Consider the following 26,653-nt stretch of genomic DNA (forward strand, 5'->3'; position numbering starts at 1 on the left):
GGGCCGACCGCAGAAGAACGAGGCCGGGCGCGGCGACATGCCACGACGAGCTGCGTCAGGGATCATGGTCAACCGGTGATGAGCGGTTCGAACCCCAGGGAGACCAGATGCCGGCGGCTCATCGTGAGTGATTCGAAGATGTCGCGGCCGTAGGTCTGGTCCTGCTCGATGAGCAGATAGCGGGCCCCGGAGGCGATGCCCTGGTCGATGACCCGCTTCCAGTCCAGGGTGCCCTCGCCGACCTCGGCGAACTGCACGATCCCGCCGCCCCAGAACTCACCGAAGGCCGACCGGTCGCCGCCGGCGGCGGCGTCGAGCACCTCGGCAGGAGGCATGGTGATGCGGTAGTCCTTGAGGTGCACGAGGTCCAGGATCCCGTCGAACTCCGCGAGGGTGCGCTCGGGGTCCTTGCCGCCGCGCTGCACCCAGTGGCAGTCGATCTCGTATCGCAGGTGCGGCGCCTTCTGACGCAGCTGGTCCAGCAGGGTGACGCCGCCGAGCTTCGCGAACTCGACGTGGTGGTTGTGGTAGCTGAGCTTGAGGCCCGCTTCCGCCATCCGGCGGGCGTAGCCATCCGCCTCGAGCGCGAACGCGTCGAACGATTCCTGGGACTCCATCGCGCTCATCGGCATCATGCCGATGCGGAGCAGGTCGGTTCCCAGGCGACGGGCATGCTCGACGTGCAGGTCGAAATGCTTCTCGAGGGTCAGGTCCTCGCTGTCCGCGGGAGCCGACGTCTTCGCAGAGATCGCGGCGTACTCGATGCCGAGGTCCTCGCGCGCGGCTTCCATCCCGGCGACGTTCTCCTCGGTCATCGGGATCTGGGAGACCTCGACGACGTCGAACCCTGTGTCCTTCACCCGCTGGAGGACGGGGAGGATGCCCTCCTCGGCCACGTGTTCCTTGAGCATCATGAGTTGGATACCGATTCGTGCCATGCGAACCTCCTGAGGTCGATCCGGGCCGCATCGCCCGGGGGACGGAGCTGCCGTCCCTTCACGTGCCTGTCACGATATCCAGCAGCGGGGGAGTCCTCGGAAGTTTGCCGATGGTTGCCCGCGGCGGTCATCGGTACCTGGCCTCGTACCCTGGACCGATGCAGACCTCCGACCCGGCCCCAGGTGCTCCCCGGGAACCCGACGCAGTTCCTGGCACGGTCTGCGATCCCGCCTCGGACGACCTGCCTGCCGAGCGGGACGTCCTGGTCACGCGGAATGCTCCGGCTCCACCGCCGGCCGACCTGCCCGTGGACGCCGACCGGGTAGGGCGGCTCCAGGCGCAATGGGCCCCGAGCCAGGCGTCAGCCTCCAGGAATGCACCTGGTCTCTCGGGGCACGGCCGCTCGGGTCCGGCTCCGGCGTCCGCTCAGCTCTGCACGGCGGTGCGGGAGGCGATGAACGCCTGGACCGCGGCCTCGACGTCGGCCTCCGAGTGCGCGGCGGAGAGCTGCACCCGGATGCGAGCCTTGCCCGCCGGCACGACGGGATAGGAGAAGGCGGTGACGAACACGCCGTGCTCGAGCATCGCGTCGGCCATCCTCGCTGCGAGCGCCGCGTCCCCGAACATCACGGGCACAATCGCGTGCTCGCCCTCCAGCAGCTCGAAGCCCTCCTCGCTCATCCGGCGGCGGAACAGCTCGGCATTGCGGAACAGGGTCGCGCGCAGCTCCGCACTGCCGGCGACCAGCTCGAGCGCGGCCAGCGTGGCGGCGACGATCGAGGGGGCCAGGGAGTTGGAGAACAGGTAGGGGCGGCCCTTCTGACGGAGCATCGCGACGATCTCGGCGCGCCCGGAGACGTAGCCGCCACTGGCCCCACCCAGGGCCTTGCCGAAGGTTCCCGTGTACAGGTCCACGCGGTCCGAGACCCCGAAGTGCTCCGGGGTGCCGGCGCCGGTGTCACCCATGAAGCCCACGGCGTGGGAGTCGTCGACCAGCACGAGAGCCCCGTACTCGTCGGCGAGATCGCAGATCCCCGGCAGCGGGGCAAGGTAGCCGTCCATGGAGAACACGCCGTCGGTGACAATGATGGTGCGCCGGGCGCCCCGGCCCTCGTTCTGCGCCCGAGTCGCCTCGAGCTGGGTGCGCAGGTCGTCGAGGTCGGCGTTGCGGTACCGGTAGCGGGCAGCCTTGGACAGCCGGATCCCGTCGATCAGGGAGGCGTGGTTCAGGGCGTCGGAGATGATCGCGTCGTCCTTGCCGAACAGCGGCTCGAACACAGCGCCGTTGGCGTCGAAGCAGGAGGAGAACAGGATCGTCGCCTCGGTGCCGAGGAACGAGGAGACCGCCTCCTCGAGCTGGAGGTGGAGGTCCTGGGTGCCGCAGATGAAGCGGACCGAGGCCATTCCGAAGCCGCGCTCGTCCAGGGCTTGCTTCGCAGCGTCGAGCAGACGCGGGTGATCGGCCAGGCCCAGGTAGTTGTTCGCGCAGAAGTTCAGCACCTGTGCACCCTCACGGCCCAGGGGGCCGGCCGTGATGCGGTTGCTCTGCGGGGTCGAGATGACCCGCTCGTGCTTGAAGGTGCCGGCCTCCTCGATCTCGGCGAGTTCAGCGGTCAACTGGTCCTTGAGGTCCGTGTACACGGGGGTCCTTCCCTAGCGGGGTGCGGGATGCGGGTGGAGAGAGGGGGCAATCGAGGTGGTGGGAGCGAGCTCAGCCGATGTTCTCCCAATCCAGCAGCACCTTGCCGCCGTCGCCCGTGCGGGCGATCTCGTAGCCGCGGGCGAAGTCGGCCGCAGGGATCACATCGGTCACCGTGCGCGAGACCGTCCCGCGCAGCTCGGGGGAGCTGGTGAGCATGGCGGACATCGCGTTCCAGGTCTCGTACATCTCGCGCCCGTAGATGCCCTGCAGCGTGAGCATGCGGGTGACGACCATCGTCCAGTCGATCTCGAACTTCTGCGAGGGCAGGCCCAGCAGCGAGATCTTCCCTCCGTGGTTCATGTTCCCGATCATCTCCTGCAGGGCTCGCGCCTGGCCGGAGATCTCCAGCCCCACGTCGAAGCCCTCGCGCATACCCAGATTCGCCTGTGCCTCCCGCACGCGGGTCGAGGAGACATCGATCGTGACGTCCGCGCCGCTGTCGGCGGCCATGGCCAGGCGGTGGGGGGCGACGTCGGTGATGGCGATGTAGCGCGCTCCGGCGTGGCGGGCCACCGCGACCGCCATCTGGCCGATCGGGCCGGCGCCGGTGATCAGCACGTCCTCACCCACGACGGAGAACTTCAAGGTGGTGTGGACGGCATTGCCAAGCGGGTCGAACAGTGCCCCGAGCTCGGGGGAGATGAGCTGCGTGCCGCCGTCGTGCTCATGGACCCACGCATTGAAATGGGGGATCACGACGTACTCGGCGAACGCGCCGTCGCGCTGCACCCCCACGGACCGGGTGCGGATGCACATCTGCCGGCGGCCGGCGCGGCAGTTGCGGCAGGTCCCGCACACCACATGCCCTTCGCCGGAGGCACGGTCGCCGACCTTCACGTCGGTGACCTCGTCCCCGACCTCGACGACCTCGCCGTAGAACTCGTGCCCCGGCGTGAAGGGCACCGTGTCGCACATCGCCTGTGCGGAGGCATCCCAGGCCAGGATGTGCAGGTCGGTGCCGCAGATACCAGCACGCAGCACCCGGATCTTCACGTCGAACGGGCCACAGTCGGGCTCGGGCAGGTCCACCATGGTCAACCCGGGACCGGGCTCTGTCTTTCGCAGGGCACGCATCATCGCGGCAGCGATCCTCCTTGAGTCTGTATCGGCCCGCTGTCGCGGGAATCGACCCACCGGGGCGGGCCCGCCCCCGATGGTAGACGGGAGCGGGGCGAGGCAGAGCACGATCGGCAGGGGCGCGTCCGTCACGGCGGGTACGTGCGGCGTGGTCGACGGAAATCACCAGGACTCCTCGGCAGGCGGACACGTAGAGTGGGAGCGCCATGACCACACCCTCCACGACGCCTTCCTCGACTCCTGCCACGAAGCCTGCCGAGACTCCTGCTGCGCCGACGGCCGCGACCTCCGGCCCGCGCCTCTCCTATCCCGCCGAGCTGCCCGTCTCCGGGCGCCGCGAGGACATCATGGCGGCGATCCGCGAGAACCAGGTCGTCGTGATCGCCGGCGCCACCGGGTCGGGCAAGACCACCCAGATCCCCAAGATGCTCCTCGAGCTCGGGTACGGGCAGGGCAGCAGGCTCGTCGGCCACACCCAGCCGCGGCGCATCGCCGCCCGCTCGGTCGCCCAGCGCATCGCGAGCGAGATGGGCGAGAAGCTGGGGGAGGGGACCGTCGGCTTCCAGGTCCGCTTCACCCGCGAGACCGGTCGCGGCACCCGGCTGAAACTCATGACCGACGGCATCCTGCTCGCGGAGATCGGTCGGGACCGGCTGCTGAAGCGCTACGACGCGATCATCATCGACGAGGCCCACGAGCGCTCGCTGAACATCGACGTGATTCTCGGGTACCTGCGCCAGATCCTGCCCCAGCGACCGGATCTGAAGATCATCATCACCTCGGCGACCATCGACCCCGAGCGCTTCGCGGAGCACTTCGGCCGCACCCTCCCCTCGGGCGAGCGCGAGAACGCACCGATCATCGAGGTCTCCGGCCGCACCTACCCCGTGGAGATCCGTTACCGCCCGCTCGTCCTCGAAGCCGACGTCGAGGAGGACGACGAGCTCGAGGACATCCACTCCGTCGAGCGCGACCTCACCCAGGCCATCACCGATGCGGTCGACGAGCTCGCCGCCGAAGGTCCCGGGGACATGCTGGTCTTCCTGCCCGGTGAGCGCGAGATCCGCGAGATCTCCGACGCCCTGACCACCCACCTGGGCCTCGGCACGAAAGGTCGCGCCGCCCTGCCGGTCGAGGTGCTGCCGCTGTTCGGTCGCCTCTCCGCGCAGGACCAGCAGAAGATCTTCAGTCCACCGCCGGCGGGCACTTACCGTCGGATCATCCTGTCGACCAACGTCGCCGAGACCTCGCTGACGGTCCCGGGCATCACCTATGTGATCGATGCCGGTCTTGCCCGCATCTCCCGCTACTCCCAGCGCACCAAGGTGCAGCGCCTGCCGATCGAACCGATCTCGCAGGCCAGCGCCGACCAGCGCTCCGGCCGCAGCGGCCGTACCGCCCCCGGCATCGCGATCCGCCTGTACTCGCAGGAGGATTTCGAGGGCCGGGACGAGTTCACCGAGCCGGAGATCCTGCGCACCTCCCTGGCCTCGGTCGTGCTGTTGATGACGAGCCTGGGACTGGGGGACGTGGAGTCCTTCGCCTTCGTCGAGCCACCCGCCACCCGCGCCATCACCGACGGGGTCCGACTGCTCGACGAGCTCGGCGCCATCGAGGATGCCCCGAAGGATCCCGGCGGGCGCCGACTCACCCGCGTGGGCACCACCCTGGCCCGCTTCCCGCTGGACCCTCGCATGGCGCGCATGCTCATCGAGGCGCACCGTCTCGGGGCTCTGCGCGAAGCGCTGATCATCGTGGCCGCCCTGTCCATCCAGGACCCGCGCGAGCGGCCCTTGGGCCAGGAGCAGCAGGCCAAGGAGAAGCACAAGCGCTTCGAGGACGAGACCAGCGACTTCCTCGCCTTCCTCAACCTGTGGAACCACCTGCAGGCGCGCCGCAAGGCCCTGTCCTCCTCCGCCTTCCGCCGCGAGGTGCGCGCCGAGCACCTGCACTACCTGCGCATCCGTGAATGGTGGGACCTGCATTCCCAACTGCGGGACATGGCCAAGGACGTCGACCTCTCCACCAACGACAACGACGCCTCCCCGCAGGCCATCCACCAGGCCCTGCTCGCCGGTCTGCTCTCCCACGTCGGCCTGCAGGACGACCGCACCCGCGAGTACGCCGGTGCCCGCGGCGCCCGGTTCGCCCTGTGGCCCGGCTCTGCGCTGGCCAAGAAGCGACCGGACTACGTGATGGTCGCCGAACTGGTGGAGACCTCCCGGCTGTGGGGTCGCACCGCCGCACGCATCGACCCCGCCTGGGCGGAGGAGACCGGCGCCCACGTCGTCAAACGCTCCCACTCGGCCCCGCACTGGTCCTCCAAGCAGGCAGGCGCGATGGCCCACGAGAAGGTGACCCTCTACGGGGTGCCGCTGGTCGCCGACCGCGTCGTCGGATACGGCCGCATCGACCCGCCCGCGGCTCGTGAGATCTTTCTGCAGAATGCCCTCATCGAGGGCGACTGGCGAACCCGGCACCATTTCTTCCGCGACAACCGCGCCCTGATCAGCGAGCTCGAGGAGCTCGAGGCGAAGACCCGGCGCCGGGACCTGCTGATCTCCGATGAGCAGCTGTTCCGCTTCTATGACGAACGGATCCCGGCGGAGGTCGTCTCCGGCCGTCACTTCGACACCTGGTGGAAGAAGCAGCGCCACCAGACCCCGGACCTGCTGACCCTGACGGAGAAGGATCTGCTGGCCGCCGATGAGGGCGTCGCCGAGTCGATCCAGGCGGACTTCCCCGATACCTGGGTCCAGGGCGACATCACCGTGCCGCTGAGCTACTCCTTCGGCGAGGTCGGTGCGAAGGGCACCGACGGTGTCACCGCCACCATCCCGTTGGCGGTGCTGAATCGCCTGGAGGTGCGGGGCTTCGACTGGCTGGTGCCGGGTATGCGCGAAGAGCTGGTCACTGAGCTGATCCGTTCCCTGCCCAAGCCCGTTCGGCGCCATCTGGTCCCCGCGCCCGAGCGGGCGAAGGTGGTCGCTGCGAAGCTCCACGATGACGACCCCGACGCCGGTGAAGTGTTCCTCGAGGCGGTCGCCGACGAACTCGTGGCGTTGCCCGGTGTCCCCGATGACCTGCCGCTGTACGGACCGGAGTTCGATCTGACCAAGCTGCCCGCGCACCTGCGGATGCACTTCCGGGTGGTCGATGACAAGGCCCACCAGATCGGCTCCGGCGATGACCTGGCGGCGCTCGCGCAGCAGCTGAAGAAGCGCGTGGACGCTTCAGTCTCCTCGCAGGCCGACGACCTCACCCGACGCGATCTGCCCACATTCCCCGAGCAGGGCGTGGCGACCGTCCATGAGTCCACCGTCGGCGGGCTGAAGGTCACCGGCTATCCGGCGCTGGTCGCGCGCCGCGGCACCGACGGCCGCCTCGACCGGGTGGACCTCGCGGTGCTCGCCACGGCCGACGAGCAGATCCTCGCTCACCGGGACGGCGTGATCGCACTGCTCGATCGGGAGATCGGCACCGACCTCTCGGCGGTGCTCAACGCCCTGCCCAACCCCACCAAGCTCGCCGTGGCGGGATCCGACTACGCCTCGACCGCCGCGCTGCTGGCCGATGCCTCCCGCGCCGCGACCGTCCATCTCGCCGGGGACGCCCAGGTGCGCACCCGCGCCGAGTACGACGCGCTGCTGGCGCGGGTGCGCGAAGGCCATGACCGCCTTGCCGCGCAGGCCGTGAAGGACGCCGCTGCGGCACTCGCCGTCAGCACGAAGCTGCACAAGAACCTCGCGAGGGTCCCGTCTCTCGCGGTGCTGTCCCATCTCACGCAGATCCGGGAGCATGCCGCCTCGCTGCTCGGGGACGGGTTCATCTCCCGCACCGGTCTCGACCACCTCCCGGACCTGCGTCGATATCTCGAGGCCGACGCGATCCGGCTGGAGAAGCTCCCGGAGAATCCGCGCCGCGACGAGCAGCTGTCCTGGCAGATCGGCGATCTCGAGCAGTACTGGAGCACGGAGAGGGCGAAGCTCTCTGCCCGGCGCCGAGCCGAACCGGAGGCGCGGGAGATCCGGTGGATGCTCGAGGAGCTGCGGGTCAGCCTGTTCGCCCAGACCCTGGGCACGAAGCAGACCGTCTCCGACAAGCGGATCCGCAAGGCGGTCGCCGAGCTCTCCTGAGGCCCGACAGCGGGCCCGTTCGAGCGGAGCCGGGCCGCTGCGCAGCTCCCACCGGCCCACGCGGCCATCGTGACCTGGGCCATCGCGAGGTCGGGTGATCGTGGCCCGCGGCACGGATCCGGTGTTCGCGCGGTCACCTTGCAGAACTTTTACATTTCCACTATCGCCGTCCGATCGGCGGGCCGGGAGCCTGCCGTCCCCGGTCCTGGGCGGTGCGACGACCGGGAACGATGCGGTCGGCATGGCGATCTGCCGAATGTGGAGTTCCGGTCATGATCGCCAAAAGATCGCAGCCCGAGGTCATCGGGCTGCTCGAAGCGGACCTTCACACGCCGTGATCATGTCGTTACGTTGGCACGGCCCGGAGCGACCCGGGCAGCGCACATCGCTCCCGGACCTCGAAGGATTCCTGCTCCATGGCTCATTCCCCGACCGCCCCTTCCCCGACCGCCCCGCTCTCCCGTCGGCGTCTCTTCCTCGCCGGCGCCCTCGGACTCGCCTCCGCCGCGTCGCTGGCCACCATCGCGCCCGCCACCGCCGCGGACGATGCCTGGACCGAGGAGTTCATGACCCGCCCGGAGACTCGCGAGGGCTTCGCCATCGACGACATGGACCAGTGGCAGATCGACAACGCCCGGTTCATCATCGCGGCCGTCAAGGGGCACGGGATCGGGGTCGAGGGTGCCACCATCGTGCTGAGCACCGCCATCGTCGAGTCCTGGCTGTACAACTACGAGCCCGCCGTCGACGCCGACTCCGGCGGACTCTTCCAGCAGCGCCCCTCGATGGGCTGGGGAACCTACTCCGAGGTGCGACACAAGAAGCACGCGATCGATGCCTTCCTCGGCGTCGGGACGCGCTCCGCCGCTCCCGGGCTGCTGCAGGCGGCCCCGGACTTCGCGGCCTGGGAGCCGGGCGCCGCCGCGCAGCTGGTGCAGGGTTCGGCCCACCCGGAGCGCTACGCCGAGCAGGTCGCTGCCGCCCGTCTCCTCTGGGACCGCTACGCGGACGACGTCCAGCCGTACACGGACTGAGACCGCCCCGCGGCCCGGAGCGCCCCGTCCGATCAGCTCGGTGGGGCGCTTCGTCGTTCCGTGCGGACGGCAGGCGATCTCCGCCGGTGCGGCGCGCCCCACGGAGTGCTCGACGTCGTTAGTCTTGCCTCATGTCACCGTTGCCATCAGTGAGCTACTCCATCACGATCCGACTCGAGTTCGCGGCGCGATCCGCCGCGGTCAGCGACATCACCGGCCGGATCGAGAGACGCGGAGCCACCGTCACCGCGCTGGACGTCTCCGCCTCCGGGCAGGAGCGGATGCGCGCCGATATCACCGTCCTGACCGCCGGCCACGATCACGCCATGGAGGTCGTCGAGGACCTCAAGGGGATCGAGGGCGTCGAACTCGGCAAGGTCTCGGACCGCACCTTCCTCGCCCACCTCGGCGGCAAGCTCACCGTCGAGTCCAAGCTGCCGATCCGCCACCGCGACGATCTCTCGATGATCTACACCCCGGGCGTCGCCCGCGTGGTGAAGGCCATCGCCGAGAACCCCGAGGACGCCCGCCGCCTGACCATCAAGCGCAACACCGTCGCCGTGGTCTCGGACGGCTCCGCGATCCTGGGCCTGGGTGACCTCGGCCCGCTCGCCGCGATGCCGGTGATGGAGGGCAAGGCCGCCCTGTTCAAGCGCTTCGCCAACATCGATGCCTTCCCGATCTGCCTGGACGCGCACTCGGTCGACGACATCGTCTCCCACGTGAAGGCCATCGCCCCCGTCTTCGCGGGTATCAACCTCGAGGACATCTCTGCTCCGCGCTGCTTCGAGATCGAGGACCGCCTGCGTGCCGAGCTGGACATCCCCGTCTTCCATGATGACCAGCACGGCACCGCGATCGTCGTGGTCGCGGCGCTGCGCAATGCCCTGCGGGTGGTGGAGAAGGACATCGCCACGGCACGCATCGTCCTGTCCGGCGCCGGCGCCGCCGGGACGGCGATCCTGCGCCTGCTGCGCGCGGCCGGGGCGCGCGACGTGGTCGTCACCGACATCGACGGCATCGTGCACGAGGGCCGCGAGAGCCTCGAGGGTCGCCTGCCGTGGATCGCGGAGGTCACCAATCCCCGCGAGCTCACCGGCACCCTGCATGACGCGATCGCGGGCGCGGACGTCTTCATCGGCGTCAGCGCGGGGAACATCCTCTCGGCCGACGACGTCTCGACCATGGCCGAGCGTTCGATCGTGTTCGCGATGGCGAATCCGACCCCGGAGATCGATCCGTCCGAGGCCGCGAGGTACGCCGAGGTCGTCGCCACCGGACGCAGCGATTTCGCCAATCAGATCAACAACGTCCTCGCCTTCCCCGGTGTGTTCCGCGGCCTGCTCGACGCCCACGCCACCCGTGTGAGCGACCGCATGCTGCTCGCTGCGGCGAAGGCCCTGGCCGACGTCGTCTCGATCGAAGAGCTCAATCCGACGTACATCGTGCCGAGCGTCTTCCACGAGGGCGTGACCAAGGCTGTGGCCAACGCGGTCGAGCAGGTCGCCCGGGAGGAGGCCGGCACGATCGACACCATCACCGGCGCCATGCCCGCGGTCTACGCGGACGAGATCACCTTCGAGGCCTGACGGGGCCTGACCGGTATCACTGAGCAGGGGCGAGCACGGCATCCGTGCTCGCCCCTGCGGCGTTGCGTCGCAGTGCTCGAGCCAGGGAGAAGCGGATTGCGTAAGCGGGTTACATAACTGGGGTGAAGTGTGTAACGTACTTACATGTCGTCTGCATCACACCCGATCTCGGGGCTCGATCGCCTGCTCACCGACCCCACCCTTCTGCGCGAGGGACGGGTCGGCCTGCTGACACATTTCGCCGCCGTCACCTCCGATCTCGCGCGGGGCGTGGATGCCCTGGTGGCCGCCGGAATCGACGTGCGCTGCCTGATCTCCCCGGAGCACGGCTACTGGGGGACGGGGCAAGCGGGAGTGGGTCAGGACGAGGAGCGGGACCGAACCACCGCTCTGCCCGTGCTCGACGCCTACGGCCTGGACAGCGAGGCGCTGGAGCTGCTGCTCGCCGACGCAGGCATCGATCATGTGGTCGTCGATCTGCAGGACATCGGGTGCCGTTTCTATACCTACATGTGGAGCATGGTCGACGTGATGGGCGTCTGCGCTCGCCTCGGTCTGCGCGTCACCGTGCTGGATCGGCCCGCACCGCTGGCCACGACGGCACTCGGCCCAGGGCTCGATCCAGGCTGCGCGAGCTTCGTCGGCCGTCTCGGAGTCCCCCTGCGACACGGAGCGAGACTCGGAGACATCGCCCGCACGATCGCGGCAGGTCACCTCGAACAGCCACTGGACCTCCAGATCATCGAGGCCCCCGGGGCTGACGGTGCGGCGCCGTGGATCGCTCCCTCGCCCAACATGCCCACGCTGACCACGGTCGCGCTGTATCCCGGGACCGGCCTGCTCGAAGGCACGGCGCTGAGCGAGGGGCGCGGCACCACTGCACCCTTCGAGCTGTTCGGCGCCCCGTGGTGCGGCCCCGAGCTCGCCGCACGCCTGCGCGAGCTCGAGCTGCCGGGCGTACGCTTCCGGGAGGCGAACTACCGGCCCACCCACAGCACCTTCGCCGGTGAGCGCGTCCATGGGGTCCAGGTGCATCTGACCTCGGAGGTCGGCCCTGCCGGAGATGCTGCGCTCGCGGGGACCGGGGCACCCCTCGACTCCTTCGATCCGCTGCGCGTCGGCCACGCGATCATCGCGACCGTCGCCTCCCTCTACCCGGACCAGCCGCTGTGGCGCGAGGCCCTCCCGGGCCGGCCGGAGTTCATCGACCTGCTGTGGGGATCGTCCGCGCTGCGCGAAGGCATCGCGGACGGTGCGAGCTTCGAGGAGACCCTCGCCGCGTCCCCGCCCCCGATCGAGCTTCTCGTATGAACCGTATGCCCGGGCTCCGACTTCGTGAGGGAATGCACCCCGATGACCTCGCCACGTCGAGCGCCCTGACCGCCACCTCCGCGACGCATGGCGGCTGAAGGGCTCGCCCACGCGTGGTTCCAGTGACCGGCCCCGGGAGCCCGGGGCACCGACTCCACGCAGCACGAGGGCTCGCCCTGCTGCGCACCTATTCCCCCTACACGCCCGCCGTCGCCGGTGAGCGGGCCGGCTGCGGCCATCAGGAAGGACATCAACGATGAGACCAGAGGTCACCCGTCGAGCACTGATGCTCGGCACCGCCGGCGTCGCGGGAGTCACCGCGCTCGCCGGCTGCGGAGGCGAGACCCTTGACGACGAGGACATGCCGGTGCGGATCAAGGCAGCGGACACCACCCTGTTCCAGCCCAATTTCAACCCCTACTCGGGGCAGGCGCTGCAGGGCGCCAGCGGGCTCATCTACGAGCCCATGCAGGTGATCACGGCGATGGACGTCGAGAACCCCGAGCAGTGGCTGGCCTCGACCTTCACCTGGAACGAGGAGGGCACCATGCTCACGGCCGCCGTGCGCGAGGGTGTGAGGTGGACGGACGGCGAAGCGTTCGACGCCGAGGACGTCGTCTTCACCTTCCTCATGATGAGAGATTTCCCCGCCGCCAATACGGCAGCGCTGTCCATCGTGGACGCCGTCGCCGTGGACCCGCTCACCGTGGAGATCACCTTCGAGACCACCACGTTCGCCCAGGAACCCACGATCGGTGCGCTGCCCATCGTCCCGGAGCACATCTACTCCACCTTCGAGGATCCGTCGGCGGAACAGGTCCAGGATCCGGTGGGCACCGGCCCGTACATGCTCGACCGGTTCTCCGACCAGCTGTACACCTTCGTGCGCAACGACGAGCACTGGATGGCCGAGGAGTTCGCCGCGAAGCATCTCGCCTGGCCCTCCTACACCAGTCAGACCATGGCAACTGCCATGCAGGCGGGGGATATCGACTGGGCGGGCGACTTCATCGCGAACATCGACAAGATCTTCGTGGAGCACGATCCGGAGCATCGCGGTCACTGGTATCCCGGCAACGGGGTCTTCAACCTGACCTTCAACCTCGACAAGGAGCTCTGGCAGGACCTCGAGCTGCGGCGCGGCATCAGCCTGGCGATCGACCGCCAAGAGCTTTCCGACATCGCCATGCTCGGCTACGTCGACGTGCCCCACCCGACGGCGCTTCCGCGACCGACCTTCGAGGAGTTCATCGCGCAGGATCTCCACGACCAGGAGTTCGTCTTCGATCCGGACGACGCCGAACGGATCCTCGACGAGGCAGGATACGAGCGAGGACCCGACGGGATCAGGGTCAGCCCGGACGGGACGCCGCTGTCCTTCTCGCTGCAGATCCCGTCGGACTACAACGACTGGGTCATCGCCACCCAGGTGCTCGATGAGCAGCTGCGCCGGATCGGCATCGAGTTCACTCCCCAGGGCGTCTCCTTCGAAGCCTGGACCGAGAGCCGGGACATGGGCAACTTCGATGTCACCCTGTCGATCGTCGCCGCAGGCCAAGGGCCCTGGTTCCTATATCGCTCGATGCTGTCCTCCCAGCACAGCCCGGATGAGGACGGTCGCGTCTACGCGAACTTCCAGCGGTGGTACGACGAGGAGACCGATGAGCTGCTCACGGCCTTCGCGGAGACCGAGGACGAGACGGAGCGGGGCCTCGCGATCGACGGGCTGCAGCGGATCGTCGTCGACAAGCTGCCGGCGATCCCGATCATCACCGCCCCGAACTGGTTCAACTACAACACCGCGCAGTGGACGGGGTTCCCGAGCGAGGAAGACCCCTACGCGCTCGGATCACCCGTCAACGCCGCCGACAGGATGATCATCCTGCGGCGACTGTCCAGGACCGAGAGCTGAGGGAGGCCAACCCCATGAAATTCCTGCTTCGAAAGCTCGGCCTGTACGCGTTCATCGCGTGGGCAGCGTTGACGCTCAACTTCCTGATCCCGCGGATGATGCCCGGCGATCCCGTCAGCATCCTCATCGCCGGGTCGAAGGGCCAGATCGACGCGGAGGCTCGGGACGCCATCGCGGCGCAGTTCGGTATCTCCGAGGACCCGATGATCATCCAGTACGTCCACTATCTGGGTGATCTCCTCCGCCTCGACCTGGGCGTCTCGCTCAGCCAGTATCCGGTCCCGGTGCTGGACATCATCAGCCAGTCCCTGACCTGGACCGTGGGCCTGGTGGGCGTCTCGACCGTGGTCGGATTCGTGCTGGGCACCGGGCTCGGAGTCCTGCTCGCCTGGCGCCGAGGAACCTGGTCCGACCACGTGCTGCCCGGGCTGACGTTCCTCAATGCCATCCCGTACTTCTGGATGGCCCTGATCCTGGTCATGCTGCTGTCGGTCACGGTGAGCATCTTCCCCGCCGGCGGCGGGTACGACCGGTCGATCTTCCCCGAGCTCACCCCGGAGTTCGCCGGGTCGGTGCTCTACCACGCGGCACTGCCCGCGCTGACGATCGTCATCGGCTCCTTCGCCGGCTGGGTGCTCCAGATGCGCAATATGACCGTGACGATCATGGGCGAGGACTACGTCTCGATGGCGGAGGCGAAGGGACTGCCCCAGCGCACGGTCCTGTTCGGATACGCCGCCCGCAACGCGATCCTGCCCAGCGTGACCGGCTTCGCCCTCGCCCTCGGCGCTGTGGTGGGCGGCTCGATGCTCACCGAAGTCATCTTCAACTATCCCGGTCTCGGATACGCCCTTTTCCAGGCCGTCAGCGCACAGGACTTCCCGCTCATGCAGGGGCTGTTCCTCATCATCTCCCTGGCGGTGATCCTGGCGAACCTGATCGCCGACGTCGCCTATGTGTTCCTCGATCCCAGAACCCGACAGGGGGCCTGAACGATGAAGCTCTCCTCGCTCATCCCGCGCAGTGGAAAAGTCCGAACCGGGGTCGTCGTGGTCCTGGTATTCATCGTGATCGCGGTGCTCGGGCCAGTCGTGGCCACGCATGACCCCCGCGCCACCTCCTTCGACATGCTCGAGCCCCCCTCGGGTCGGTACTGGCTGGGGACCACCCAGTCCGGACAGGACGTCTTCGCCCAGTTCGTCCACGGTGCGCGGATCTCGCTGCTGGTGGGCCTGCTGGCCGGTGTGATCTCCCAATTGTTCTCGGTGGTGGTCGGCCTGCTGGGCGGCTACTTGCGGGGCGTCGCCGACGACCTGCTCTACATCGTCACGGCGGTGTTCCTGGTGATCCCCGGGATGCCTCTGCTGATCGTGCTGACCGGTTACCTCCCGTCCCGCGGGATGCTGTCCATCGCGGTGGTCATCGCGATCACTTCCTGGGCGGGAGCGGCCCGCGTGATCCGCGCCCAGACCCTCTCGCTGCGCAACCGCGACTTCGTCGAAGCGGCCCGCGCCACCGGTGAGGGACGCCTGCGGATCATGTTCTTCGAGGTACTGCCGAACATGCTTCCCCTGGTGGCCTCCGGGTTCCTGTTCTCCGTGATCGGAGGCATCCTCGCAGAGGCTGGGCTCGCTTTCCTCGGCCTGGGATCACTGACCACCACGAGCTGGGGCTCGATGCTGTACTTCGCGCAGAACTCGCAGGCGCTGCTGGCGGGCGCCTGGTGGTGGTTCGTGCCCCCGGGCCTCGCCATCGCCGTCATCGGAGCCGGACTGGCCCTGATCAACTTCGGGATCGACGAATACTCGAACCCTCGTCTGCGTACGGGCTCGGCCACGAAGAAGACCAGGACCAGTCGTGCCGCCGGTGGCGACGCGACCGCTGCGAATGCCCAGGTCTCCGGGATCGGTTCGGGAACGCCGCCCACGCCGGGAGGTGCTTCGGCGGCGACTGCGGAGCATGTGGCTCTCACCCGAGAGCGCACCGATGAGGTCGATCCTGAGCTCGCGTCGCGGATCCACCCCTCGCCCATGCCGGGTTCGCCGATCATCGAGGTGGACTCCCTGCGCGTGGACTATCCGACCGCCTTCGGCACCGTCCACGCTGTGCAGGACGTCTCGCTCACGCTGCGCCGCGGGGAGATCCTCGGGCTGGCCGGAGAGTCAGGCTCCGGCAAGTCCACGTTGACCAACGCCATCACCCGCCTGCTGCGCGCCCCGGCGGACGTCGCCGGCGGGTCGATCACCTATCGCGCAGACGATGGCGCCCCCACGGATCTGCTGCACCTGGAGGACAGAGAACTGCGCGCATTGCGGTGGAACGAGATCGCCGTGGTCTTCCAGAGCGCCATGAACGCGCTGAATCCCGTCACCTCCATTCACGCCCAGTTCGACGACGTGATCCGCGTGCACCGGCCGAGCCTGCCAGCCGCCCAGCGCACGGCGATCGCCAAGGAGCATCTCGAGCGGGTCGGGATCGATCCCGGCCGGATCGACGCCTATCCGCACGAACTCTCCGGCGGCATGAAGCAGCGCGTGGCCATCGCCATCGCGCTGGTCCTCGAACCGGACGTGATCTTCATGGACGAGCCCACGACGGCGCTGGATCTGCTGGTCCAGCGCGACGTGCTCGACCAGATCGTGCGGCTGCGTGAGGAGTACGGCTTCGCCATCGTGTTCACCACGCATGATCTGGCGCTGCTGCTGGAGATCTCCGACTCGATCGCCGTGATGCGCCACGGGCGCCTGGTCGAATACGGCCCGGCGGTCGACATCTACCGGGACCCGCAGCACCCGTACACGCAGAACCTGCTGTCCTCGCTCGCAGAACTCGGGAGCCTCGCATGACCATCACCGATACCACCACCGGTTCCGGCCCGCAGCCCCAGGCGCGCACCGTCCTCGAGGGCCGGAACCTCGTCAAGGAGTACCCGGTCGGCGCCCGCAGCGGGCTGCTGCGCCGCCAGCAGACGATGCGCGCCGTCGACGACGTCTCGATCGTGCTCACCCAGGGCCGCGTCACCGCCCTGGTGGGGCAGAGCGGCTCCGGCAAGTCCACGCTCGGGCGGATGCTGGCGCGGCTCATCCCTGCCACCTCCGGCCAGATCCTGCTGGATGGTCGGGAGGTGCCGACCCGCGGAAACGCAGGGCACCGGGAGTACGTGGGCGATGTGCAGCTGACCCTGCAGGATCCCTTCGCCTCCCTGAATCCTCTGCGCAGGATCGCGTACACCCTGGGCCGGGCCGTGCGCATCCACCAGGATGCTCGCGGTGAGGCCGCGGTGCACGAGCGCAGCATCCAGCTGCTGGAGCGCGTCGGTCTGACACCGGCGGAGCGTTACCTCGATCGGTTCCCCCATGAGCTCTCCGGCGGCGAGCGTCAGCGCGTCTCGTTCGCGCGGGCGCTGGCTGCCTCGCCGAAGGTCCTGATCGCCGACGAACCCGTCTCGATGCTCGACGTCACCATCCGCAAGGAGATGCTCGACCTGATCGACGATCTGCGTCGCGACGAGGACCTCGCGGTCCTGTACATCACCCACGACCTCGGCAGTGCCCGCCGCTACTCCTCCGAGGTGCTGGTCATGCACGAGGGGCACGTCGTCGAGGCGGGCGAGAGCGCCACGGTGATCGATGACCCGCAGCACGAGTACACCCGCCGCCTGCTGGCGGCCGCACCGAACCCCGCCGCCCGGCGGCGCTGACGGACCGCCGGGCAGGTGAGGACGATCATCCGCCCGGCCGGGCACTCAGGTGAAAGCGATCCTCGCCAACTCGCGCCGTGAGCGATCGACCGTGAACCGCGCCCGACGGGGATGGACCCGGTTGGTCAGCAGCGCCGCAACGGTGCCGGAGACAGGATCGGCGAGCACCGAGGTGCCCGTGAACCCGGGGTGGCCGACGACATGGGGCAGCAGCGAGCCCGGAGCGGTCTCCTGGCCGATGCGCAGACCGAATCCCTGGCGCCACGGTGCGCCGGTCGCCACTCCTGCGGGCAGCTGGTCAGTGGTCAGGAGCTCCCTCACGGACGTCGAGAGCGTGGGCCCCGGAGCGCGCCCGGCCAGGAGGCGCCCGATCGCGAGGGCATCCTCGAGGGTCGCGAACAGGCCGGCGTTTCCGGTACCGCCCAGCGACCACGCCGTCTCGTCATGGGTGGATCCGCGCACCAGGCCGCGCGGGGGATCGTCCTGGTACTCGGTGGCGGCCGCACCGGCTGCGACGTCCGGATCCGGCGCCCAGCCTGCGGTCATCGCGCCGGCCGGGTCGAGCACGCGCCGGCGTGCGAGTTCGGGCAGGGGAGTGTCGGTCAGCCCCTCCAGGAGGGCGCCCAGCAGGATGAATCCGATGCACGAGTAGGCATGGACGGTGCCCGGGTCGGCGTGCAGCTCGGCCCGCGAGATCGCGGCGATGCGGTCCTCGCGACCTGCGTCGATCTGCCACAGCGGCATCACCGGGGGGAGGCCGGCGGTGTGGGTCAGGAGGTGGCGCACGGTGATGTCGGGGTGCGGGGACGTGAGGGGCCCGGCGAGAAGATACTCGGCGACCGGGGCCTCGGGATCGAGCAGTCCCTCGTCGATCAGAGTCGCCGCCGTGAGCGCCGTGACCACCTTCGTCACCGACGCCATGTCGAACACGGTGTCCTCGCCCACCGCCGTGACCTCGGCGGATCCGTGCGCTAGGCGGGTTCCGTCGGCCCCGAACACTGCCGTCGAGCCGGCGACCGCGCGGGTGATGCCTTCGACGCGATCCACGGCCGCGACGGCGGCGGGCGCGCCCTCGATCGCCGTGCCCTCCGGTGGTGCCGAGAGTGCGGCGGAGGTCAGGACGCCCACCAGCTGCTCGAGCTGCTGCTGGTCCTCGGTGTTCCGGCGGGGCGCTGGTGCGGTCATCGTCTTTTGTACTCCTCGAGGGCGTTGAAGGTGGTGCGCAGAGCGTCGACGGTGGCATCACGGCCGCTCTGGGCGACGGCCACGAACAGGCAGTCCACGATCAGCAGCTGGGCGGATCGGGAGGCCATCGCGCCGGATCGGTAGGTGGATTCGCGCACCGTCGTGCGCAGAACGATGTCCGCCGCCTCGACCACCGGCCCGTGCCCGCTGCCGGTGATGGCGATGGTGGTGGCCCCTGCGCCGCGCGAGGTGGTGAGGAAGGTGGCCACCTCCGTGGTGGTCCCGCTGTGCGAGAACCCCAGCGCGACCTGACCGGGTCCCAGGAGTGCGGCGGAGACGAGCGCATCGTGCGTGTCCGGGATGGAGCGGGACATGCGGCCCAGGCGATGCAGTTTGCGCTCGAAATCACTGCCGCCCGAGGCGGAGGCGCCGATCCCGTGCATCAGCACCAGGGGTGCGGCGGAGATCGCCTCGACAGCTCTCTGCAGGGCGGGGATGTCCAGCGCCGCGGCGGTCTCCTCGATGCCGAGGGTCTCGGTCAGGGCGATCTCGCCGACGATCTCGTGCAGGGCGCTGGCTGCCGGGAGGTCCGAGCCGTGGGTGGGGCCGACCTCGTGTCGCCGCACGCGTTCGGAGGCGATCTCCCCGGCCAGTGTGAGCCGCAGCTTCGAGAATCCCGACAGTCCGAGGCGATGGCAGAAGCGCACCACGGTGGTCTCCGAGGTGGCGCATGCGGTGGCCAGATCGGTGATGGTTCCCTGGAGTATCCGCTCGGGGTCCTCCAGGATCGCGTCGGCGACCCGGAGCATCGAGGGAGGCAAGGACGCTCTGTCGGCCTGGATGCGGGACTGGATGCTCATGCGCCGATCGTAGAGCGGGTCAGGGTCGCGGCAGGGCGTCGTCGGGAACCTCGTCGAGCTCCGCCTCGAGTTCTGCTTCGTGCTCTGGATCTGCTTCGTGCTCTGTCGCGCGGCGACGGCGCAGGCGCTCGCCGATCCACAGCCCCACCCCCAGGGCGATGCCGATCACGTCGAACAGGATGTCCGCACCTTCGGCGCCGCGCTCCGGCAGCAGCAGCAGCTGGACCAGCTCGATCAGCAGCGCGTGAGCGACGGCGAGGAGCACCACCCAGCCCATCGGGAAGCGACGGCGTGGTGCCAGCAGCCGCCCGGCCGCCCAGACCGTCAGGGCGAACACCAGGAGGTGGACGATCTTGTCGAGACCGGGCGCACCGGCCCCCGGAACGCCGGAGGGGATCTGCGGCAGGTAGAAGCCGATGTTCACCACGAGCGCGAGGACCAGGACTCCGGCGCGCCCCGGCAGGGAACCACCTGCTCGACGGACCTCATGCGGCAGGCGGCTCAGGTACTCGGCGACAGCGTCCATGGCGGGCATTGTTCCAGCGGAGGTGGCTGTCTCCGGGGAGGCAGGGCCGCTAAGCTCGCGGGAGCACGACATCGACCGAGGGAGTTGCCATGTCCTCCACATCCGACCCGTCCCGGATGGACCCGTACAGCGATGACCCGGGCGCGTCCCCGGGCAGTACTGCGGTGCTGGACCGCCAGCAGCAGGAGAAGGACCAGACCACCGACGACGGTGACCACGACCGGTACGCCCATTACGTGCGCAAGGACAAGGTCACCCAGGCCGCGCTCGGCGGCTCGCCCGTGATCGCCCTGTGCGGCAAGGTCTGGGTGCCCGGGCGCGATCCCGAGAAGTACCCCGTGTGCCCCGAGTGCAAGGAGATCTACGAGGGGATGCGCGAGCCCCAGGACGGCGGAGGAGGCGGCGGCGAGGGCAGCTCTGGCGGCTCCGGTCGCGGAGGCGGCTTCCGCGGCTTCTTCGGCGGTCGCCGCTAGCCCGACGGAGGGCGCAGCCGACGCTTCACCTGCGCGGCCCGGGCGAATGCCCGGGCCGCGTCGTCGTCCGGTGCGCCCGGACGACGCAGTACCAGCGCGCGCGACGCGCCAGGGACTTCCTCACATCGCACTCGTCGGCGGGTCGTCGCACCGCAGCGGTACGGTTGGTCACGCCGTGAATTCCACTCCTCTCTTCTCCGCGAGCGATCCCCGCCAGCCCTCCGAGGCGGCCGCACGATCGCTGTCCCCGGCCTACCCGGAACGTGCCGCCTGGGGCACGGTCACCAAGCTGCGCGCCTGGCAGACCGAAGCCCTCGAGCAGTACCGTGCCAGCGACCCCAAGGACTTCCTCGCCGTGGCGACGCCCGGCGCCGGCAAGACCACTTTCGCGCTGCAGGTCGCGGCGCAACTGCTCTCCGCCGGCACCGTCCGCCGCATCACGGTGGTCGCGCCCACCGAGCATCTGAAGACCCAGTGGGCCGACGCCGCCGCGCGCGTCGGCATCTCCCTGGACCCCAACTTCAGCAACGCCCAGGGTGCGCACGGCTCCCACTTCCAGGGCGTCGCGGTGACGTACGCCCAGGTGGGCATGCATCCGGCGTTGCACCGTGCCCGCACCGAGGCGGACCGCACTCTGGTGATCCTCGACGAGATCCACCACGCCGGTGACTCGCTCACCTGGGGCGACGGGGTGCGCGATGCCTTCGACCCCGCGGTGCGTCGCCTGTCCTTGACCGGCACCCCGTTCCGCTCGGACTCCTCGCAGATCCCGTTCGTGATCTACGAGGAGGACGGTGAGGGCTTCTCGCGCTCGAAGGCGGACTACATCTACGGCTATGGCGAAGCGCTGCGCGACCACGTCGTGCGTCCCGTGCTGTTCATGACCTACTCCGGGCGCATGCACTGGCGCACCAAGACCGGTGATGAGGTCTCCGCTCAGCTCGGTGCGCTGGAGACCAAGGACATCACCCAGCAGGCCTGGCGCACCGCCCTGGACCCCAGCGGTGAATGGATCCAGTCGGTGCTCTCTGCCGCAGATCGCCGCCTGACCGAGGTGCGTCGCCACGTCCCCGATGCCGGCGGCCTGGTGATCGCCACCGACCAGAAGGCGGCCCGCGCCTATGCGGCCACCCTCCACGACATCTGCGGGCAGGCGCCCACCGTCGTGCTCTCCGACGATGCCGGCGCCGGCAAGCGCATCGAGGACTTCTCCGCCTCCGAGGACCGCTGGATGGTCGCGGTGCGCATGGTCTCCGAAGGCGTTGACGTGCCCCGGCTCTCGGTCGGCGTGTACGCGACCTCGACGGCGACGCCCATGTTCTTCGCGCAGGCCGTGGGGCGCTTCGTGCGGTCGCGGACCCGGGGTGAGACCGCGAGCGTCTTCCTGCCGACGGTCCCGATCCTGATGGCCCACGCCGCCGAGCTCGAGGCCGAGCGGGACCACGTGCTGGATCTGCGACCCGCGAGCGGCGACGAGGAGACCGGCCTCGACGAGAGCCTCCTGGAGGAGGCGAACCGGCCCGAGAAGACCAGTGACCAGCTCGAGATGTCCTTCGAGGCGCTCGAATCCGAAGCGTCCTTCGACCGTGTTCTGTTCGACGGCGGCGAGTACGGCGCCGGTGGCATCGTCGGCAGCGAGGACGAACAGGAATTCCTCGGCATCCCCGGGCTGCTCGACACCGATCAGATGCGCACGGTCCTCCAGCAGCAGCAGGCCCAGCAGCAGGAACGGCGCAAACGCAACAGCTCCGCAGAGCCGGAACCCACGCCCGGCGTGGTCGATCACCGTCAGCTGATGGATCTGCGCAAGGAGCTCAGCACCCTGGTCTCCGCGTGGGCGCGCAAGTCAGGCACCCCGCACGGCTCGGTGCACAAGACATTGCGCGGTCGCAGCGGCGGGCCGGCGGTGGCGCAGGCCGGCGCCGAACAGATCCAGACACGAATCGACATCGTGCGCGGCTGGTTCGTCGGCCGCCGCTGAGGGACCGACCGGCGGCCGGTGACAGCGGAAGCCTCAGCGCAGGACGCGGGCGGCTTCGATGCCGTCGACGACGGTGGGGATCGCAGCCGGACCGTCCGGGCCGTCGTCGGCCGAGAGCTCCAGTTCCGCGACCGAGGCCGCGTGGCGCAGCCGGGCCGCCTCCACTCGCCGCGGGCCGCTCACGGACTGCACCGGTTCGCCGCCGAGGATCATCGGTTCCTGCAGGGGGCGCAGGTGCGTGCGGCTCCAGTCCGGGGAGGCCTCCGCGGAGATCAGCTCCGCGGTGAGCTCTCGCTCGAACTGCGCGATCTCGGCTTCGCCGGGCAGCACCAGCTCCGCGTGGGCGCGGCCGCCCACCAGCATGCGGAAGGCGCGCTTGCCGGCCCCGAGGGTGGCCTTGTCCTGGGACTGCTTGCCCACGGGGTGCATCCGCCCGTCGGAGCCCTCGCGCTCGACCAGCTTGTACACGAACCCGGGGGCGGGGTGCCCGCCGCCGGTGACCAGGCGGGTCCCGATGCCGTAGCCGTCCAAGGGGGAATCGGCGAGCTCCTCGACCCGGTACTCGTCCAGGTCACCAGTGGCGGTGACCCGGGTGCTGGTCGCACCGAGCGAATCGAGCAGCGCGCGCACCTCGCCGGCCTGCGCGGCGAGGTCCCCGGAGTCCAGCCGCACGGCACCCAGCTCGGGACCGGCCAGCTCGACCGCGGTACGCACTGCCGTCTCGACGTCGTAGGTATCCACCAGGATGGTCGTTCCCGCACCCTGGGAGGCGAGCTGGGCGCGGAAAGCCTCCTCCTCGGTGTCGAACAGAAGCGTGAACGCGTGCGCCGCGGTACCGGCGACCGGGATGCGGTAGTGCGCGCCTGCGGCGAGGTTCGAGGAGGAGGCGAAGCCGACGATGTAGGCCGCCCTGGCCGCAGCGATGGCGGCGTCCTCATGGATCCGGCGTCCACCCATCTCGATGCAGGGCCGTCCGCGAGCGGCGGTGATCATGCGCGATCCCACCGAGGCGACCCCACTGTCATGGTTGAGGATCGACAGCACCACGGTCTCCAGCATCACGGCGTCCTCGAAGGTGCCCTCGATGCGCAGCACGGGAGAGTTCGGGAAGAACAGCTCACCTTCCGCGTAGCCGTGCACGTCTCCAGTGAAGCGGTAGTCGGCCAGGTGCTCGAGAGTCGCCTCGTCGAGGACGTCGGCACGGCGCAGGTAGCGCAGGTCGGCGTCGTCGAACCGGAAGTCCGCGATCGCCTCGAGCACGCGGCCGGTGCCGGCGAGCACGCCGTAGCGCCGCCCTGCGGGGAGGGACCGGGTGAACACCTCGAAGACGCTGCGACGCGAAGCGGTGCCCGCCTCGCGGGCACCTTGCAGCATCGTCAGCTCGTAGAGGTCGGTGAGCAGGGCAGAAGTCACAGTGTCCACCGTAATACGTGCCAGGTGGGCAGGGTGACGGGCGCGCCCCGTAGACTCGTTCGCGCCGCTTCTGCACGACCCCCTTCACTGATCGATGCGCGGCGTGACACAGGAGGAGCACGGATGCCGGTGGAGCTGCGGCGGGCGGAGCCCGCGACGGGGTCGCTGTCCGACCCCTCCGGCAGCGTGCAGGTGAGGGTCGAGACGGACGGGCCCTGGCGCACCGTCGTCTGGAACGATCCGGTGAACCTCATGAGCTATGTCGTGTTCGTCTTCCGTCGTCACTTCGGCTATTCGCGCCTCATCGCCGAGCAGCTGATGATGCAGGTGCACGACGAGGGGCGTGCGGTCGTCTCGCACGGTTCCCGGGAGCGCGTCGAGACTGACGTGCAGGCCATGCAATCCTTCGGCCTGCGCGCGACCCTGGAGAAAGCGGGGGAGGACTGATGGCCCACGCATTTCGTCGTCGCCCCGACGGCAGCCTCGCCTGCCGGCTCGACGGGGAGGAGAAGGCGATCATCACTCAGGTCGCCCAGGAGACCGCAGACCTGATCCGCGCCGACCTGGGAATCGATGCTGACCCCGACGTGCTGCGCCACGCGGCCGACAGCGACGACCCGCTGCGACGGCTCGAGGCCGAGTTCGCCGGTCGTGACGCCCGGGAACCTGCGGATTCGGCCGTGAAGCGACTGTTCCCGGCGGCGTCCGACGATCCGAACGCCGCTGCGGAGTTCCGCCGGCTGGGGCAGCAGGATCTTGCCGACGGCAAGCTCGCCGACCTCCAGCGTGTGATGAAGATCCTGGACGCGGCCGGAGCCGGTCACAGTGAGGTCGTCCTGGACGACGAGGAGGCGCTGGCCATGCTGCGCGCCCTCAACGACGTCCGGATCGTGCTGGCCGACCGCCTCGACCTGCAGCGTGACGGGGACTTCGACACCGTGCGGATGCTGCAGCAGATCGGCGAGCGCGTCGAAGAGGCGGGCGAGAAGGAGGATGACCAGGTCGGCTCCGACATCGTGATCGCCGTCTACGAGCTGCTGTCCTGGCTCCAGGAAAGCCTGCTGCGGGCTCTGGACTGAGTCGGCCGGGCGGTCCGGCGGTCGGTCGCTCGGGCAGAGCCTGAGCGGGGAACCATGAGCTCGGACTGTGAAACTGCACCCAGTGAGCGTGCCGTCACTGCCCCGGGCGGCGTTCGACATTAGCCTTGCCGGGATGAACAACGCGCCGATCGGGATCTTCGACTCCGGGGTGGGCGGGCTTACCGTCGCCCGAGCCATCCTCGACCAGCTGCCGCAGGAGGAGCTGGTGTATATCGGCGATTCCGCGCACGGTCCCTATGGGCCCCGTCCGATCGCCGAGGTGCGCTCCCTGACCTTGGACATCATGGACAACCTGGTCGAGCACGGCGTGAAGATGCTGGTGATCGCCTGCAACACGGCCTCCGCCGCCGTGCTGCGCGATGCCCGCGAGCGCTACGACGTGCCCGTCGTCGAAGTCGTCCAGCCGGCTGTGCGCCGCGCGGTCGCCTCGACCCGCAACCATCGCGTCGGCGTGATCGCCACTCAGGGGACCGTCACCTCCCGGGCTTACGAGGACGCCTTCGCGGCCGCCCCCGATCTGGACATCATCACCCAGGCCTGTCCCCGCTTCGTCGAGTTCGTCGAGAACGGGGTGACTGCCGGTGAAGAGGTCATCGAGGTCGCCGAGCAGTATCTGGCCCCGATGCGCGAAGCCGGGGTGGACACCCTGGTGCTCGGCTGCACCCACTACCCGATGCTGGCGGGCGCCATCAGCTACGTCATGGGCCCGGAGGTCACCCTGGTCTCCTCCGCCGAGGAGACCGCGCTGGACGTCTACCGCCAGCTGCGGGGCACCTCCTTGCTGCGCGTGTCCGAGCGGGCTCCGCGCCACGTGTTCGCGCAGACTGCCGAAGGTGCCGGCAGCGAGTCCTTCGTGCGCCTGTCGAAGAGATTCCTGGGACCGATGCTCGATGTGACCGCGACCTTGCCGGTGGTGACGGCATGAGGGTCCACATCATCGGTTGCAGTGGCAGCTTCGCCGGCCCCGAGAGCGCCGCCTCCAGCTATCTCCTCGAGCAGGAGGACGAGCACGGACGCACCTGGCGCGTCCTCATGGATCTCGGCTCGGGGGCTTTCGGGCCGCTGCAGTCGGTCATCGACCCGGCGGACCTGGACGCTGTGATCATCTCGCACCTGCACCCGGACCATTACCTCGACCTCACCGGTCTCGAGGTGTTCTGGGCGTACCACGAGCGCACCGACCTGCCGCGGCTGCCGATCCACGCTCCGGAGCCCCTGCCCGAGCGGCTCTCGGCCGTGCTCAGTCGCAAGGGCCGCGTGCCCGACGGTGTGGACCGCGAGCCCTTCGCCTACGAGGTCCTCAGCGATCAACAGCGCTTCTCGATCGGTCCCTTCGAGATCGTGGTGCGCAGCGTGCTGCACCCGGTCGAGGCGTACGGCTTCCGGATCACCGCCGGCGACGCGGTGCTCGCCTACTCCGGGGACTCCGACGCCTGCCCGGCGCTCGACGAGCTCGCCCAGGGGGCGGACCTGTTCCTGTGCGAGGCGGGATACATCGAGGGCCGCGACGACCGCTTCAGCGGCGTGCACCTGACGGGCCGTCGCGCGGGGGAGTGCGCCTCGCGCGCCCGCGTCGGCCAGCTCGCCCTGACCCATATCCCCGCGTGGACCGATCCAGCGGTCACCCTCGCCGAGGCCCGGGAGGTCCACGACGGACCGATCCGTGTGGTCCGCCCGATGGATATCCTCGACGTGACCACCTGACGACTTCGAGG

21 protein-coding genes are annotated in these 26,653 nt (G+C 69.3%); 14 read left to right on the forward strand and 7 right to left on the reverse strand.

Features of this window, described 5'->3' with window-relative positions; all coding sequences use genetic code 11:
* Positions 1 to 68: 68 nt before the first annotated feature.
* The 3 genes from INT51_RS10975 to tdh all read right to left on the reverse strand — a co-directional run bounded on the left by INT51_RS10975 (position 69) and on the right by tdh (position 3,715).
* The gene (locus tag INT51_RS10975) at positions 69 to 938 is read right to left on the reverse strand and encodes a sugar phosphate isomerase/epimerase (RefSeq protein ID WP_193105338.1); all 870 of its coding nucleotides are present in this window, start codon (positions 936 to 938) and stop codon (positions 69 to 71) included.
* A 427-nt stretch (positions 939 to 1,365) separates the two neighbouring features.
* Positions 1,366 to 2,580: a glycine C-acetyltransferase gene (locus tag INT51_RS10980; RefSeq protein WP_193105339.1), complete on the reverse strand. Its 1,215-nt coding sequence runs from the start codon at positions 2,578 to 2,580 to the stop codon at positions 1,366 to 1,368.
* A gap of 70 nt (positions 2,581 to 2,650) precedes the next feature.
* Entirely contained in the window at positions 2,651 to 3,715 is a 1,065-nt protein-coding gene (gene tdh / locus INT51_RS10985) for an L-threonine 3-dehydrogenase (protein ID WP_193105419.1), read from the reverse strand.
* Between the two features lie 209 nt (positions 3,716 to 3,924).
* Here tdh and hrpA point away from each other — a divergent pair, with 209 nt between their 5' ends.
* The 8 genes from hrpA to INT51_RS11025 all read left to right on the forward strand — a co-directional run bounded on the left by hrpA (position 3,925) and on the right by INT51_RS11025 (position 17,400).
* Entirely contained in the window at positions 3,925 to 7,854 is a 3,930-nt protein-coding gene (gene hrpA, locus INT51_RS10990; RefSeq protein ID WP_193105340.1) for an ATP-dependent RNA helicase HrpA, read from the forward strand.
* 416 nt (positions 7,855 to 8,270) lie between these two features.
* Positions 8,271 to 8,888, forward strand: a complete 618-nt coding sequence (locus tag INT51_RS10995; RefSeq protein WP_193105341.1) for a hypothetical protein — start codon at positions 8,271 to 8,273, stop codon at positions 8,886 to 8,888.
* Between the two features lie 131 nt (positions 8,889 to 9,019).
* Positions 9,020 to 10,477 carry an NAD-dependent malic enzyme gene (locus INT51_RS11000; RefSeq protein ID WP_193105342.1) on the forward strand — a complete coding sequence of 486 codons (1,458 nt, stop codon included), beginning with the start codon at positions 9,020 to 9,022 and terminating at the stop codon, positions 10,475 to 10,477.
* A gap of 144 nt (positions 10,478 to 10,621) precedes the next feature.
* Positions 10,622 to 11,788: an exo-beta-N-acetylmuramidase NamZ domain-containing protein gene (locus INT51_RS11005; RefSeq protein WP_193105343.1), complete on the forward strand. Its 1,167-nt coding sequence runs from the start codon at positions 10,622 to 10,624 to the stop codon at positions 11,786 to 11,788.
* A gap of 256 nt (positions 11,789 to 12,044) precedes the next feature.
* The gene (locus INT51_RS11010) at positions 12,045 to 13,700 is read left to right on the forward strand and encodes an ABC transporter substrate-binding protein (RefSeq protein ID WP_193105344.1); all 1,656 of its coding nucleotides are present in this window, start codon (positions 12,045 to 12,047) and stop codon (positions 13,698 to 13,700) included.
* 14 nt (positions 13,701 to 13,714) lie between these two features.
* Complete coding sequence (locus tag INT51_RS11015) at positions 13,715 to 14,692, forward strand: ABC transporter permease (RefSeq protein ID WP_193105345.1); 978 nt, start codon at positions 13,715 to 13,717, stop codon at positions 14,690 to 14,692.
* A gap of 3 nt (positions 14,693 to 14,695) precedes the next feature.
* Complete coding sequence (locus INT51_RS11020) at positions 14,696 to 16,546, forward strand: dipeptide/oligopeptide/nickel ABC transporter permease/ATP-binding protein (protein WP_193105346.1); 1,851 nt, start codon at positions 14,696 to 14,698, stop codon at positions 16,544 to 16,546.
* Positions 16,543 to 17,400 (forward strand): ABC transporter ATP-binding protein, encoded by an 858-nt coding sequence (locus tag INT51_RS11025; protein ID WP_193105347.1) that lies wholly within the window; start codon positions 16,543 to 16,545, stop codon positions 17,398 to 17,400. Before INT51_RS11020 ends, INT51_RS11025 begins: the two co-directional genes overlap by 4 nt.
* A gap of 45 nt (positions 17,401 to 17,445) precedes the next feature.
* Here INT51_RS11025 and INT51_RS11030 read toward each other — a convergent pair whose 3' ends face one another.
* Genes INT51_RS11030 through INT51_RS11040 form a run of 3 tightly spaced genes read right to left on the reverse strand, consistent with a single transcriptional unit; the run spans position 17,446 to position 19,971 of the window.
* Entirely contained in the window at positions 17,446 to 18,585 is a 1,140-nt protein-coding gene (locus INT51_RS11030) for a serine hydrolase (protein ID WP_193105348.1), read from the reverse strand.
* Positions 18,582 to 19,445 carry a MurR/RpiR family transcriptional regulator gene (locus INT51_RS11035; protein ID WP_193105349.1) on the reverse strand — a complete coding sequence of 288 codons (864 nt, stop codon included), beginning with the start codon at positions 19,443 to 19,445 and terminating at the stop codon, positions 18,582 to 18,584. The genes INT51_RS11030 and INT51_RS11035 overlap by 4 nt, the downstream gene beginning before the upstream one ends.
* Positions 19,446 to 19,464: 19 nt before the next feature.
* Positions 19,465 to 19,971, reverse strand: a complete 507-nt coding sequence (locus INT51_RS11040) for a VanZ family protein (RefSeq protein WP_193105350.1) — start codon at positions 19,969 to 19,971, stop codon at positions 19,465 to 19,467.
* Between the two features lie 89 nt (positions 19,972 to 20,060).
* On the opposite strand from INT51_RS11040, the gene INT51_RS11045 reads away from it, so the two are divergent.
* Positions 20,061 to 20,444, forward strand: coding sequence for a DUF3039 domain-containing protein (locus INT51_RS11045; protein ID WP_193105351.1), 384 nt, complete (start codon positions 20,061 to 20,063; stop codon positions 20,442 to 20,444).
* A gap of 175 nt (positions 20,445 to 20,619) precedes the next feature.
* Positions 20,620 to 22,425 (forward strand): DEAD/DEAH box helicase, encoded by a 1,806-nt coding sequence (locus INT51_RS11050; protein WP_304502163.1) that lies wholly within the window; start codon positions 20,620 to 20,622, stop codon positions 22,423 to 22,425.
* A 33-nt stretch (positions 22,426 to 22,458) separates the two neighbouring features.
* Here the strand turns inward: INT51_RS11050 and INT51_RS11055 are convergent, their stop codons facing one another.
* Positions 22,459 to 23,838 (reverse strand): nicotinate phosphoribosyltransferase, encoded by a 1,380-nt coding sequence (locus INT51_RS11055; RefSeq protein ID WP_193105353.1) that lies wholly within the window; start codon positions 23,836 to 23,838, stop codon positions 22,459 to 22,461.
* A 123-nt stretch (positions 23,839 to 23,961) separates the two neighbouring features.
* Here INT51_RS11055 and clpS point away from each other — a divergent pair, with 123 nt between their 5' ends.
* The 4 genes from clpS (at position 23,962) to INT51_RS11075 (ending at position 26,642) form a co-directional block, all read left to right on the forward strand.
* A complete protein-coding gene (gene clpS / locus INT51_RS11060) occupies positions 23,962 to 24,285 on the forward strand; it encodes an ATP-dependent Clp protease adapter ClpS (protein WP_193105354.1) in 324 nt (107 codons plus the stop codon).
* Entirely contained in the window at positions 24,285 to 24,917 is a 633-nt protein-coding gene (locus INT51_RS11065; protein WP_193105355.1) for a DUF2017 family protein, read from the forward strand. Before clpS ends, INT51_RS11065 begins: the two co-directional genes overlap by 1 nt.
* A gap of 133 nt (positions 24,918 to 25,050) precedes the next feature.
* The gene (gene murI, locus INT51_RS11070; RefSeq protein WP_193105356.1) at positions 25,051 to 25,863 is read left to right on the forward strand and encodes a glutamate racemase; all 813 of its coding nucleotides are present in this window, start codon (positions 25,051 to 25,053) and stop codon (positions 25,861 to 25,863) included.
* Positions 25,860 to 26,642, forward strand: a complete 783-nt coding sequence (locus tag INT51_RS11075) for an MBL fold metallo-hydrolase (RefSeq protein ID WP_193105357.1) — start codon at positions 25,860 to 25,862, stop codon at positions 26,640 to 26,642. Before murI ends, INT51_RS11075 begins: the two co-directional genes overlap by 4 nt.
* Positions 26,643 to 26,653: the final 11 nt, after the last annotated feature.

It is taken from the genome of Brachybacterium sp. FME24 (genome assembly GCF_014897705.1).
Classification (GTDB): domain Bacteria; phylum Actinomycetota; class Actinomycetes; order Actinomycetales; family Dermabacteraceae; genus Brachybacterium.